Annotated in this window: 10 protein-coding genes; 4 read left to right on the plus strand and 6 right to left on the minus strand. The window is 62.6% G+C overall.

Annotated features, from left to right (window positions below; translation table 11 throughout):
• Window positions 1-525: 525 nt before the first annotated feature.
• Window positions 526-1,446: a LysR family transcriptional regulator gene (locus tag F7R06_RS12930; RefSeq protein WP_090319188.1), complete on the minus strand. Its 921-nt coding sequence runs from the start codon at window positions 1,444-1,446 to the stop codon at window positions 526-528.
• Window positions 1,447-1,681: 235 nt separating this feature from the next.
• Between F7R06_RS12930 and F7R06_RS12935 the strand changes: the two genes are divergently transcribed.
• The gene (locus tag F7R06_RS12935) at window positions 1,682-2,098 is read left to right on the plus strand and encodes a helix-turn-helix domain-containing protein (RefSeq protein ID WP_090319185.1); all 417 of its coding nucleotides are present in this window, start codon (window positions 1,682-1,684) and stop codon (window positions 2,096-2,098) included.
• A gap of 107 nt (window positions 2,099-2,205) precedes the next feature.
• On the opposite strand, the gene F7R06_RS12940 is transcribed toward F7R06_RS12935, so the two are convergent.
• Window positions 2,206-3,030, minus strand: coding sequence for an alpha/beta fold hydrolase (locus F7R06_RS12940; RefSeq protein WP_090319182.1), 825 nt, complete (start codon window positions 3,028-3,030; stop codon window positions 2,206-2,208).
• Window positions 3,031-3,064: 34 nt separating this feature from the next.
• Window positions 3,065-3,640, minus strand: a complete 576-nt coding sequence (locus tag F7R06_RS12945) for a flavodoxin family protein (protein ID WP_090319179.1) — start codon at window positions 3,638-3,640, stop codon at window positions 3,065-3,067.
• 357 nt (window positions 3,641-3,997) lie between these two features.
• Between F7R06_RS12945 and F7R06_RS12950 the strand changes: the two genes are divergently transcribed.
• Window positions 3,998-6,802 (plus strand): ATP-binding protein, encoded by a 2,805-nt coding sequence (locus tag F7R06_RS12950; RefSeq protein WP_090319176.1) that lies wholly within the window; start codon window positions 3,998-4,000, stop codon window positions 6,800-6,802.
• Here the strand turns inward: F7R06_RS12950 and F7R06_RS12955 are convergent.
• Both F7R06_RS12955 and F7R06_RS12960 read right to left on the minus strand, forming a co-directional pair.
• On the minus strand, window positions 6,767-8,251 hold the full coding sequence (locus tag F7R06_RS12955; protein WP_090319173.1) for an ATP-binding protein: 1,485 nt from the start codon (window positions 8,249-8,251) through the stop codon (window positions 6,767-6,769). The two genes, F7R06_RS12950 and F7R06_RS12955, sit on opposite strands and share 36 nt — an antisense overlap.
• 158 nt (window positions 8,252-8,409) lie before the next feature.
• Window positions 8,410-9,360 (minus strand): GlxA family transcriptional regulator, encoded by a 951-nt coding sequence (locus F7R06_RS12960; RefSeq protein WP_090319170.1) that lies wholly within the window; start codon window positions 9,358-9,360, stop codon window positions 8,410-8,412.
• Between the two features lie 346 nt (window positions 9,361-9,706).
• On the opposite strand from F7R06_RS12960, the gene F7R06_RS12965 reads away from it, so the two are divergent.
• Window positions 9,707-10,429: a pirin family protein gene (locus F7R06_RS12965; protein WP_090319167.1), complete on the plus strand. Its 723-nt coding sequence runs from the start codon at window positions 9,707-9,709 to the stop codon at window positions 10,427-10,429.
• Window positions 10,430-10,471: 42 nt separating this feature from the next.
• Here the strand turns inward: F7R06_RS12965 and F7R06_RS12970 are convergent, their stop codons facing one another.
• Window positions 10,472-11,347 (minus strand): LysR family transcriptional regulator, encoded by an 876-nt coding sequence (locus tag F7R06_RS12970; RefSeq protein WP_090319164.1) that lies wholly within the window; start codon window positions 11,345-11,347, stop codon window positions 10,472-10,474.
• 111 nt (window positions 11,348-11,458) lie between these two features.
• On the opposite strand from F7R06_RS12970, the gene F7R06_RS12975 reads away from it, so the two are divergent.
• On the plus strand, window positions 11,459-12,688 hold the full coding sequence (locus F7R06_RS12975; protein ID WP_090319161.1) for a YbfB/YjiJ family MFS transporter: 1,230 nt from the start codon (window positions 11,459-11,461) through the stop codon (window positions 12,686-12,688).
• Window positions 12,689-12,710 lie beyond the last annotated feature (22 nt).

Consider the following 12,710-nt stretch of genomic DNA (forward strand, 5'->3'; position numbering starts at 1 on the left):
CGATGACGCGGGTTGTCTCAATGCCCGCGTTGCCCGGACGTTCATCGCGAGCAGGCTCGCTCCTACAGAAAAGCACAGCAGCGCCCCCCACCCGCTCTTCACCACTCATCAGGCCGAGCGTTAGCTCGCCTGCAGCTTTTGATCTACCCGCCCCTTCGGGAGGCTGAGTGGAGGTGTGCATCCGGGGAGTGGCGCGCAGCGCCGTTCGACGCAGTCGAACACGCTGCATGTAGGTTGAAGCGAAGCCAACCGGAGGGCAGTGTCCCCGGATGGATACCGCAGCGAAGGAACGCCGAGCCTAAGCGAGGGGCCGGACGCTCGGGGCGAGCCTTTTTTTGCTTATCTTTTTTTTGGAGGGGTTTGAAAAAAAAGTAAGTCGCCGTAAGGGCGAAACCCTAAGCCGCCGTTACCGCAGCAACGGATATGTACGCGGTCAACAACACACAGGTCGGCTGTCAGGCCGCCATCGCTGCGATGCGGCGCCCCGACAAGCCAGCGCCTACAGTGGATCAGACGCAACCACGATCAAGCCGGAACCGGCAACGGCACCGACATGAACTGACCGATCCGCGAACGCAACCAGCGCTCCGCCGGATCATTGTCATGCACCCCGCTCCAGGCCATCGACAGTTGCGCCGCGTCGATGGGAAACGGCGGATCTTCGGCCCGCAAGCCACAGCCTTCCACCAATGCGCAGGCCGCATAGTCCGGCACGGTGGCGATCATCTCGGTACCGGCGAGCAACGCGCGCAAGCCACTGAACTGCGGCACTCCCAACACTACCCGGCGGGTACGTCCGAGCTTGGCCAGGTCCAGATCGATGTTGCCGCTCAGGTCCCCGGAAAACGACACCATGGCATGGGGCCGCTCGCAATATTCATCCAGGGTCAGGGTCCCCGGCCGCTTGTCGCCACGCAGCACTTTGCAGGGAATGTCGCGCAGTTTCTTGCGCTTGGCATTGGCCGGCAGGTCCGTGGTGTAGCTCACGCCCACGGAGATTTCCCCCGATGCCAGCAACGCCGGCATCAACAGGTAATTGGCCCGGCGCACGACCACGACAATCCCCGGCGCCTCTTCCTGCAACTGGCGCAACAGCGGCGGGAACAAGCCGAACTCGGCATCGTCCGACAGGCCGATACGAAACACATCGCAACTGGTCGTGGGGTCAAATTCCTTGGCCCGGCTGACCGCCCCGGAGATGGTGTCCATCGCCGGTTGCAGCTCCTTGAGAATTGCCAGCGCCCGCGCGGTCGGCTCCATGCCACGGCCATTGCGCAACAACAGCGGGTCATCGAACAGGTCGCGCAACCGTCCCAGGGCAGCACTCACCGCCGGCTGGCCCATGAACAGTTTTTCCGCTACGCGGGTGAGGTTTTTTTCGAACATCAAGGCTTCGAAAATCACCAGCAGATTCATGTCTACACGGCGCAGATCGTTGCGGTTCATGGGCACGGTTCCCTTGTGTGTGTGTGTGTTGAGCCAGGCGCGAAGGCAATGATTGTCTCTGACTTTACTCAAAACCGCCCGCTTCGCGCAGGAGGAATTAACAACGTTTAACTCGTCAGCCACTGGGCCGCACCCAAGAATGAAAACCTCTGCGCAGAGCTGTTTTTCTTCCAGAGGGAAGGCACTGGCAAACAAACCGTTTGCCAGTGCCTTCCCACCGACACGGACATTGGACATGGCTCACTCACAGCAAACCCTCGCCCGCGCCCCGCTCAGCGAACCGTGCAACACCAGCAGTGGCGGCCTCAGCCCGCAGCGCGAACGGCTGGTGAAACAATTGATCCTCGATCGCCTCGGCGACAGCCTGGAAGTCAGCGAACTGGCCCGGGCCTGCGCCCTCTCGCGCAGTCATTTCTCCCGTGCGTTCAAATGCAGCACCGGCCATTCGCCCCAGGAATGGATTCGCCAACAGCGCATCGCCCGGGCCAAGCTGTTGATTCAGCATACGGACCTGAGCCTCACGCAAATCAGCCTCGAATGCGGCTTTTGCGATCAGGCGCACTTCTGCCACATGTTCACCCGCAGCGAAGGCATCAATCCGTTTGCCTGGCGTTGTCGGGTGGTACGCGCCGTTCATCACCTGTCCCTGTAGGAACCCGACTTGCCGGCGGTGGCGATTTCATGATCGCCATCGCCGGCAAGCCGGGTTGCTGCAGGGTTGCTGTATTGCGTCGCAACCCTGCAGTGGTTGACCGGGACTCAACCCTTCAGAAAGGCCAGCAAATCGGCGTTCAGTTGATCCTTGTGGGTGTCCGTCAAGCCATGGGGCGCGCCGGGGTAGATCTTCAGCGTGGAACCTTTCACCAGACCGGCCGATGCGATGCCCGCCGCTTCGATCGGCACCACCTGATCGGCGTCGCCATGCACCACCAGGGTCGGCACGTCGAACTTCTTCAAATCCTCGGTGAAGTCGGTTTCCGAAAACGCCTTGATGCAGTCGTAGGCGTTCTTGTGGCCGGCGGTCATGCCCTGCATCCAGAACCAGTCGATCATGCCTTGGGATGGCTTGGCATCCGGTTTGTTGAAGCCGAAGAACGGACCGCTGGCGAGGTCCTTGTAGAGTTGCGAGCGGTCTGCCAGTGAGGCCTGACGAATACCGTCGAACACTTCAATCGGCAGCCCACCGGGGTTGGCCGCCGTCTTGAGCATCAGCGGCGGCACCGAGGAGATCAGCCCGGCCTTGGCCACCCGGTCGGTGCCATGACGACCGATATAGCGCGCCACTTCGCCACCACCGGTGGAGAAGCCGAACAGCACGGCGTCGCTTAAATCCAGGTGTTCGATCAGTTGCGCCAGGTCATCAGCGTAGGTGTCCATGTCGTTGCCGAACCATGGCTGGCTGGAACGGCCATGCCCTCGGCGATCGTGGGCGATGACGCGGTAGCCCTTGGACGCCAGGAAGATCATTTGCGATTCCCAGCTGTCGGCATTCAGCGGCCAACCGTGGCTGAAGACTATCGGCTGACCGGTGCCCCAGTCCTTGTAGTAAATCTCGGTGCCGTCGCGGGTGGTGAACGTGCTCATAAGGCGTGCTCCTTTACGTGGGGTTTGGGGTGAATCAATGGGATGGACGTGCCATGCGCTCGGCCAGCCGCGCCACTCGCTCACCCAGGTGGGCGGCGGTGCAGCGGTCTTCAGGGGGCGGCGCCAGGTCGGGGGACTGTTCGACATTCGACTGGGCCATGGCGCCCAGCGAGCTGCCCAGCCGGTTCAGTTGCCCGTCGAACACGCCCGTGCCGGAGCGAGCGGGCAACAGGTCGAGGCCGACCCAGATCATCGAATGCTGGGCGGCGAACACGGCCATCTGAAGCAAGGTGTTGAGTTTGTCGCCGCACAGGCAGCCGGAATTGGTGAAGCCGGCGGCCAGCTTGTCGCGCCACGGCTGCGCCAGGTAAAACGCGGCCGTGGCTTCCATGAAGCCCTTGAAGGCCGCAGAGGCGCTGCCCATGTAGGTCGGGGCGCCGAAAATGATCGCGTCAGCCTGGTGCAAGTGCTCCCAGTACTCGTCGACTTCTTCGACCGCAATCAGCCGGCAGGTGCTGCCCAGGTGCCGCTCCACCCCTTGAGCCACGGCTTCGGCCATGACCCGGGTGTGCCCGTAGCCGCTGTGATAGACCACGACCACCTTGCTCATTGCGGTGTCCTCCAGACAGGCAAAATCCATGTAGGCCTTACCGCAGGCTGCGCTAGATTTTTGCAGCTAAAATCTACGGTTCGCAGTCGACGACAACGCTCACAGGGTGAGAGTTTTGGGTGTAGAGCGGACCCAGGACGAGTTAAACGTTGTTAATTTTTCCTGGCGCGCCAAAAGCCTCGACCGCACCGTTGTCTGCCTCGCGCCCAATCAGCACGGGACCGGACGATGGGCTGGTGAAAACATCGGTCGATACTGGCACCGTGCAGTCACCCAAATCGTGCATTGCGTTCGGGAAATAACCTGATAAACATGTTCGAAAGCCGCGTACTAGACGGATGCAATCAGGAGTGAACGTTGACCCTTTCCCCCGAACAGGCGGTCCAATTCGGACCCTACAGGATCTACCCCGGACAACGCCTGGTGATGGAGGCCGACCGCCCCCTGCGCCTGGGCCGGCGGGCCATGGACATCCTGTTGATCCTGCTGGAGCACGCCGGGAATGTGGTCAGCAAGCAACACCTGATGACCGAGATCTGGCCCGACAGCGTGGTGGAAGAAATCAACCTGCGGGTGCACATGGCCGCCCTGCGCAAGGCGCTGGGCGACGGTCAGGCCGGTCAGCGCTATATCGTCACCGTGGCCCAGCGCGGCTACAGCTTTGTCGCGCCGTTTTCGCTGGAGCATATCGAGCCCGACCGGCCAGGCGAGCCGGTGGAATCGAGCAGCCATAACCTGCCGCTTCGCCGCACCCGCATGATCGGCCGGCAAGCCCTGGTCGACAGTCTGATGACACACCTGCCGCGCCAGCGTTTCATCACCCTGGTCGGCCCCGGCGGGATCGGCAAGACCACCGTGGCCCTGCGGGTCGCCGAACAGTTGATCGGTCGCTACCGGGACGGGATTCGCCTGCTGGACCTGGCGCCGATCAACGATCCGTCAATGATCACCGGTCACCTGGCAACGCTGCTTGAGCTGTCCCTGCATGATGCAGAACCCTTGAACAACCTCGCCACCTTCCTGCGCGAACGCCAGATGCTGCTGGTCATCGACAATTGCGAACACCTGATCGACAGCGTGGCACTGCTGTGTGAAAGCCTGCTGCGTGGCGCGCCGCAACTGCACATCCTGGCCACCAGCCGCGAGTGCCTGCGGGCCGAAGGCGAATTCGTTCAGCGCCTGGACTCCCTGGACTGCCCTCCTCCCATCGCCGTGCTGGACCGCACCCAGGCCCTGGCCTTCTCGGCGCTGCAACTGTTCGTCGAACGGGCCATGGCCAGCCATGACAGCTTCGAACTGACCGATGCCGAACTGCCCGTGGTCATCGATATCTGCCGTCGCCTCGATGGCATCCCGCTGGCGCTGGAACTGGCGGCCGCGCAAGTCGCCAGCCTCGGTCTCGACGGGTTGCTCAGGCAACTGCAAGGCAGCTTTCGCTTGCTCACCTCGCACAACCAGAGTCCCCTGGGCCGGCATCAGACCCTGCGTGCCACCCTGGACTGGAGCTTCGACCTGCTCAGTGCCTGCGAACAGACCTGCCTGCGCCGTCTCGGGGTGTTCCGTGGCGGCTTTACCCTGGCGTCGGCCGCGGCGGTGATCGTCGGCGAACAGGTGGATTCGCGCGAGGTATTTGGCTCGATCACGCAACTGGTGGCCAAATCCCTGCTGAACGTGGACGTCGGTGACGAAGAGGTGTTCTACCGCCTGCTCGACACCACGCGCAACTATGCCCTGGAGAAACTCGAACAGGCCGGCGAATTGCCCGCCACCCGCGAACGCCATGCCGAACGCTGCCTGGCCTTGATGCATCAGGCGCAAAACGACTGGGAGCTGATCCCCACCGGCCTGTGGATCGAGCGCTATGCCCGAGGCCTGGAAGACATTCGCTCGGCGCTCGATTGGGGATTGTCGGCCCAGGGACCGCACGCCCTGGCAATCCGCCTGACCGCGACCTCGACGCCACTGTGGCAGGAGCTGTCGCTGCTCAAGGAGCACGGCGGGTACGTGCGCCGGGCGCTGGCCTTGCTCGATGCCGCGCCCGAGCCCTGCCCGCGCTTGAAGATGTCCCTGAAACTGGCCTTGGGCAGCGCCTGTTATCACGCTCAGGGCGGCACGCCGGAAACCATCGAGGCCTTCGTCAGCGCCCGGGCCCTGGCCAGGCAGTGCAACGATGTGGCCGGGCAACTGCGTGCGGTATCCGGGTACCTGGCAGTCAATCTCAGTTGCGGCAACTATCAAATGGCCCTGGAACAGAGCCAGCAATTCGACCGCCTGGGGCTGAATGGCGATGCGCTGCTGGACCTCAGCACCCATCGCCTGCGAGTGCTGGCCCTGCACTTTGCCGGGGATCAGCAACGGGCACGGGTGAATGCCGAAGAGGTGATCCAGCGCATGGCCCACAGCGGCCATCTCAACCGCTTCACCCATGGTTTTGGCGTGCAATACGACCAGAGCGTTGCCGCCCTGACCATCCTCGCGCGCATCCTCTGGATCCAGGGCCAACCGGAACAGGCCTGGCGCACCGCCCGACAGGCGCTGGACATTGCGCTGCAAATCAATCACGGCACGTCCATCTGCTACACCCTGGCGCTGTCGGGTTGCCTGATCGCCCACTACAACGGCGACAGCCGCACTGCCTGCGAGCTCCTGCACCTGTTGCTGGAACAGGCGCAAAAACACTCGGTGCATCTGTTCCATTCCTGGGCTCAGCACTATGCACGGGTCATCCATCGTGCCGATGCGCCGGCGTTGTCAGGCCCGGGTGCAGGGTTGATCAAGGAAATCATGGTCACGCTGGACAGCACGTTCATCGACGACGATTTGCTGCAACGCGCCGACACCGGCGCGGCGGGCTGGAGCACGGCGGAGATTCTGCGGGCCCGGGCCGACGCGCTGCTGGCAGCCGATGGTCCGGTGAGCAACGACGCGGCCGAGAGCGTGCTGATCAGGGCACTCAATGTCGCGAAGCACCAGGGGGCCCTGGCCTGGGAATTGCGCAGCGCCACTTCGCTGGCGCGGCTTTGGCAGCGCCAGGGACGCTACCGGCAAGCCCATGAGCTGCTGGCGCCGATCTACCAGCGCTTTACCGAAGGCTATGCCACGCCGGACCTGATCGCTGTTGAGCGTCTACTCGGCGAGTTGCAGGAACACTTGTCGGCCTGATGGCGGGTGTACCTGGGCGATGTAAGTGGCGTAACGCCTTTCGAAGGTGCGCAAGGCGCCACTGAGTTCGAGTTTCTCCAGTGCATAGCGGCGGGTGGTGTTGAGAAAGCGGTAGCGCGTCAGTCCGTTGACCTGTTCGCGCGACAGCAGCGATTTGAGCGCCAGGCCTTCCATCACGTGGCGCAGGTGGGCGGGCAACAAGGTTGCGCAACTGACCACGCCCATCGCCGCTTCCAGGGTGAACGCCGACTTGAACACCGCCAGACGCTGCAGCAAGAGTTGCTCCACGGGGCTGAGCCGCTCATAACTCCAGTCCAGGGCAGCCTTCAATGTCTGGTGACGCGGCACCGCAGTGCGCCGCCCTTGGGTCAGCAGTTGAAAACAGTTGTCCAGCTGGGCTTGCAGCCCCACCAACGCCAGCGCATCAATCTGCGCCGCCGCCAGCTCTATCGCCAGGGGCAAGCCGTCGAGGCGCCGACAGATTTCGCGTACCGCCTTGAGGTCCTGTTCGCGCAGGGCAAAGCCTTGTTGGCGGGCTCGGGCACAGCTGACGAACAGTTGGACCGCCGAATAGCCCATGACCTCGTCGACACTGCCCAGCGCCGATGCTTTCGGGACCAAGAGCGGTGGCAACAGCAAGATTGATTCGCCCGTGGCCAGCAGCGGCTCGCGGCTGGTGGCAAGAATCGACAATCGGGGTGCCGCGATCAGCATTGCTTCGACCAGTGTCCGGCAGCGCTCAAGCAGGTGCTCGCAGTTATCGAGGACCAGCAGTGCATGCCATTGCCCCAGTGCATCGAGGTCGGTGCCGGTCTCCAGCTCCAGGGTGCGCATCAGATGATCGACCACTTGCGCCGGGTCATCGATCAACGCCAGATCCACCCGCCACACACCGTCACGGTAATGCTCCAGCAGCAGTTCAGCGACCCGCACGGCGACGGTGGTCTTGCCGATGCCGCAGGGCCCGACCAGGGTCATAAAGCGTCGTACCGGCAACTGCCGTACCAGACTGCCGACCACTGCATCGCGACCGGTGACCGGTGTCAGGCGCGCGGGCAGGTTGTGCTGGGGTTTATGCAGGTTTTCGAAGGCGACGGACGCGGTCGCCGCGACCTGTTGCACCGGCGCGACAAAGCTGTAACCGCGCTGGGGAATGTTGACGATGTAGGAGTGACCGTTCTGCCCGTCACGAAAAGCCCGTCGCAGCGCGGCGATGTGCACGCGCAGGTTGATTTCCTCGACCACCGACCTTGGCCAGACCTGAGCGATCAGCTCGTCTTTGCTGACCACAGAGCCGGCGTGCTCGACCAGCACCTGCAATATATCCAGGGCCCGTCCGCCCAGGCGCAACGGCCGATCGCCTTCCACGACCAGGCGCTGATTCAGATGGAACACAAAGGGGCCGAAGTGCAGCACCGATTCGCCGTTGATATCTCTGAGGCTATTCATACATCTTCACCTGCTGGAAACCTGCTCGGCACGCGAGTCCATCCAGGCTCCGTACCTTCCTTGCAATGAGTTCAGAGGTATCTTGGCAGGCCTCGATGACGGTACAACTGCCACAGGGGGAGCGTCACGGCCATTACGGTGCGCGCGACGGACACGGGCTAGCTGAACTGCTCACGGTACTGGGTCGGGGTCAGGCCAAGCTTCTCGCTGAACAGAAAACGCATGTGCCGCACGCTGCCAAAGCCACTCTTGAACGCCACGGTCTTGAGCGGCAACTCGCTGGTTTCCAGGAGGTTGCGGGCACAGTCGATGCGGGCGCTTTGCAGAAATTCCATGGGCGTCATGTTGACTTCCCGGGCAAACACCCTGGCGAAATGCCGTGGGCTCATGGTGGCCAGGCTGGCCATGCGCTCGATGCTGAAGGCTTCGTCGAGGTGTTCGAGGACATGGTTCTGCACCCGGGTGATGGCTGTTTCATGGGGGGCTACCGCCGCCATCAACGGGCTGAACTGCGCCTGACCGCCCTGGCGCTTCATCACCACCAGCAGCACTTTGGCCACGTCCTGGGCGACTTTCTTGCCATGGTCCTGGGCGACCACCGCCAGCGCCAGGTCGATGCCGGCGGTCACCCCGCCGGAGGTGATGAGGTTACGGTCCTGAACGTAGATCTGGTCAGTCTCGACAGTGGCCCTGGGGAAGCCCTTGATCAGGCGCTCGGTGTAGTGCCAGTGGGTGGTCACGCGATAGCCGTCGAGCAAACCGGCATGGCCCAGCACGAACGCCCCGGTGCAGATCGAGCCATAGGTTCGGGATCGACTGACGTTGCACTTGAGCCACTCGAGCAAGGGTGGATGTTTTTCGTTGTAGGCACCGGGGCCACCTGGCACCAGCAGCAAATCAAAGCCGTCGCAGGCCTGGTCGACAGGCATGTCGGCCTGCACCTTCACGCCGTTGGACGCCCGTAGCGCGCCGGGCTCGGTGCCAAGGGTCGTCAGCACGTAGTGGTCGTCGGGTTTGAGATAGCGATTGGCAATGGAAAACACTTCCATCGGCCCGGCCATGTCGAGCAGGAGAAAGTTGGGGAACAGCACCATTGCCACTGTTTTCATGGGTTCAATATCACTGAGATCAAAACGAAGATGGACCTGCACAACCCTTTGTGGGAGCGAGCTTGCTCACGAAACGATTTCACATTCAATCGTGAAAGTGACGGTTATACCGCCATCGTCGCAACGCCGCCCGGAGCAAGCCCGCTCCCACCGGGTTCGCGCCCGACATTAAAAAGGTGTGCTAAGCATTATGGCCAAATTCACGGCTGACGTCGGTGATAAACTTCGCAAAACTGTCAACCTGAGAGAGACAGTATTTCAATTTCCATCTACTTATTGCATCGATTAATAAACATTAACCTTCTCCTCACTCGGACGAATCAACGTCCCCACAGGAGATTTCATCATGCTGACCCTTCGCAAAGCCTCGGAACGCGGCGCCGCCAATCACGGTTGGTTGAAGTCGTTCCATACCTTCTCCTTCGCCAACTACCGCAACCCGCGGGAACAGGGTTTCTCCGACCTGTTGGTGATCAACGATGACCGCGTGGCGGCCGGCAAGGGCTTCGGCCAGCACCCGCACCGCGACATGGAGATTTTCTCCTATGTGCTCGAAGGCGCGCTGGAACACAAGGACACCCTGGGCACCGGCTCGGTGATCCGCCCCGGCGACGTGCAGTTGATGAGCGCCGGCAGCGGCGTGGCGCACAGTGAATACAATCATTCGGACAGCCGGCCCGTGCACTTTCTGCAAATCTGGATCGTGCCGGAAGTCAGCGGCGCCAAGCCACGCTACCAACAGGAGCACTTCAGCACGCAGAAAAAGCGTGGTCGCTTGCAGCTGATCATCTCCCCCGACGGCGCCAAGGGTTCGTTGAAAGTGCGTCAGGATGCGCGGGTGTACGCAGGACTGATCGATGGCAAGGAAAGCGCGACCCTGGAACTGGCCGCCAACCGCTATGCCTACGTGCACGTGGCTCGGGGCAGTGTCGAACTCAACGGCTTGTCGTTGCAGGAAGGCGATGGCGTGCGGGTTCGCGAGGAACAGCTGTTGACCCTGAGCAACGGCGTGGATGCCGAAGTCCTGGTGTTCGATCTGCGTCCGCAGGAATTGCCGGAAATCCCTTGAACATCGCCGGTATGGCCAGGGAGCTTGCTCCCTGGCCACCGTTTATTCCCCCGTCCCTGCAAACCCCGCGACAATCTCATCAATCACCGCCCGTACCCGGGCGGTATGCCGCAAGTCCGCGTGGGTTACCAGCCAGACGTCATAGGGCAGCGGCCGCGTCCGCTCCGGCCAAAGCCGGACCAGCCCGTCCCTCTCCCCCACGTACACCGGAATTTCCCCCACCCCGATTCCCGCAGCGATGGAGCGGCGGACCAACAGACTGGAGCTCAGGCTGGCGACAATCCGCCCACGCCCCAGGGGTTCGCTGACCAGGCTCATGTCTTTGCCGCCCTGCAAGTACGGCTGATACACCACCAGATCATGCCCCTCGAAGGCCGTTCCCGGTTCCGGCACGCCGTGGGCGTCCACATATTCCCGTGAGGCGAACAGGCCCACTGGCCAGCGGGCGATTCGCCGGGCAATCAGGTCGGGGTTATCCGGCCGGATGTTGCGCACGGCGATGTCGGCTTCGCGTTTGGCCAGGCTGAGGAATTGAGTCGAAGCGTCCAGTTGCACCCGTACGTCGGGATGCTGTTGATGCAGACGGGCCACGGCCGGAATCAGAAAGTCGATGGCCAGGGAGTCGGTGGTGGTGACGCGTACCGTACCGGTGAGCCGATCATCGAGGCCCTGGATCCGGCGCTCCAGTTCCAGTGCCGAAAGCTCCATTTTCTCCACCGCTCGCATGGCCGCCTCACCCACCGCTGTCAGGGCATAGCCTTCTGAGGTGCGCAGGAACAGCGTCGCGCTCAAGGACTTCTCCAGCGCCGTGATCCGCCGCCCTACGGTGGCTTGATCCACCCCCAGCACCCGCGCGGCACCGCGCAGCGTCGATTCGCGGCAGACCGCAAGAAACACCCGTGCGTCATCCCAATTCATGAGGCCTCCAGAGCGATGCATTTATGCATCGTAGCAACGTGAAATCGCAGCATTATTGCATCAAAAAATCCCGTTATGCTGGCTCCAGAGTAAACCTGAAGGACAACCCCCATGACCCGCCTTTCAACTTCCGCCGATGCACCTCGCAGCGCGATCTGGCTGCCGATCTTCGCCGGACTCTGCGCCAGCCTGGTCAGCATCGGTCTGGCGCGATTTGCCTACACGCCGTTGATCCCCTCGCTGATCCAGGCCCATTGGTTTAGCGCCACCGACGTGGTGTTCCTCGGCGCCGCCAACCTGGTGGGCTACCTGATCGGCGCGCTGATCGGCCACCCACTGGCTCGGCGCACCTCCAACAACACCGCGCTGCGGTTGATGATGCTGGCGGTGACCCTGGCGTTTTTCGCCTGTGCCTTTCCATTGTCGGTGGGCTGGTTTTTCGCCTGGCGCTTGCTGTCCGGCATTGCCGGCGGCGCGATCATGGTGCTGGTGGCGTCCACGGTGTTGCCACATGTACCGGCCTCGCGCAAAGGCCTGGCCAGCGGCGCGATCTTTCTCGGTATCGGCCTGGGCATCGCCGGCTCGGGGACGATCGTTCCGCCACTGCTGAGCCTTGGACTGCAACAAACCTGGCTCGGTCTCGGCTTGCTGGCGCTGGTCCTGACCGCTGCCAGCTGGTTTGCCTGGCCGGCCGCCACACCCCATGACGCAGCAACCGTGCCGCTCAAGACTGCGGCAACGGCGACAAACCCGAGCGTCTACCTGCTATTCGCCCAGTACGCCTTCATGGCCGCCGGGTTGGTGCCGGCCATGGTGTTCCTGGTCGATTACGTGGCCCGCGGGCTCGGTGCCGGGCAACACGTGGGCGCACTGATTTGGGTGATGTACGGCCTGGGGGCGATTGTCGGGCCGGTGAGCTACGGCTTTCTGGCCGACCAACTGGGGGCGAAGTCGGGCATTCGACTGGTGTTGTTGGTGCAAGCGATTGCCGTCGGTCTGCTGTCGATCTCCAGCGCCTTTTGGGCACTGGCCTTGCTGGCGGTGATACTCGGTTCGTTCCCGCCCGGCATCGTGCCGCTGGCCCTGGCGCGGGTTCACGAACTGATTCCCGGGCATCACCAGCAGCAGGTCGCCTGGAGTCGCGCCACCGTGTCCTTCGCCACCTTCCAGGCCATCGCCGGTTTTGCCTACTCGGCACTGTTCAACGCCAGTGGCGGTCATCATGCACTGATGTTCGTGATCGCGGCCGGGGCTATTGTTGTTGCATTGCTGTTGGAGTTGGTGGTGCGTTTACTGGGTCAACCGAATGATGGCGGCTGCATCAAACCGAGCGCTGCATGAACAACGCAAAACCCATGTGGGA

It is taken from the genome of Pseudomonas moorei, from assembly GCF_008801475.1.
GTDB classification, from domain to species: domain Bacteria; phylum Pseudomonadota; class Gammaproteobacteria; order Pseudomonadales; family Pseudomonadaceae; genus Aquipseudomonas; species Aquipseudomonas moorei.

Coding starts and splice junctions, on each gene's coding strand:
- F7R06_RS12945 (WP_090319179.1), bottom strand. CDS start 3,640: ATGAGCAAGGTGGTCGTGGTCTATCACAGCGGCTACGGGCACACCCGG.
- F7R06_RS12960 (WP_090319170.1), bottom strand. CDS start 9,360: ATGAAAACAGTGGCAATGGTGCTGTTCCCCAACTTTCTCCTGCTCGAC.
- F7R06_RS12955 (WP_090319173.1), bottom strand. CDS start 8,251: ATGAATAGCCTCAGAGATATCAACGGCGAATCGGTGCTGCACTTCGGC.
- F7R06_RS12965 (WP_090319167.1), top strand. CDS start 9,707: ATGCTGACCCTTCGCAAAGCCTCGGAACGCGGCGCCGCCAATCACGGT.
- F7R06_RS12970 (WP_090319164.1), bottom strand. CDS start 11,347: ATGAATTGGGATGACGCACGGGTGTTTCTTGCGGTCTGCCGCGAATCG.
- F7R06_RS12935 (WP_090319185.1), top strand. CDS start 1,682: ATGGCTCACTCACAGCAAACCCTCGCCCGCGCCCCGCTCAGCGAACCG.
- F7R06_RS12930 (WP_090319188.1), bottom strand. CDS start 1,446: ATGAACCGCAACGATCTGCGCCGTGTAGACATGAATCTGCTGGTGATT.
- F7R06_RS12975 (WP_090319161.1), top strand. CDS start 11,459: ATGACCCGCCTTTCAACTTCCGCCGATGCACCTCGCAGCGCGATCTGG.
- F7R06_RS12940 (WP_090319182.1), bottom strand. CDS start 3,030: ATGAGCACGTTCACCACCCGCGACGGCACCGAGATTTACTACAAGGAC.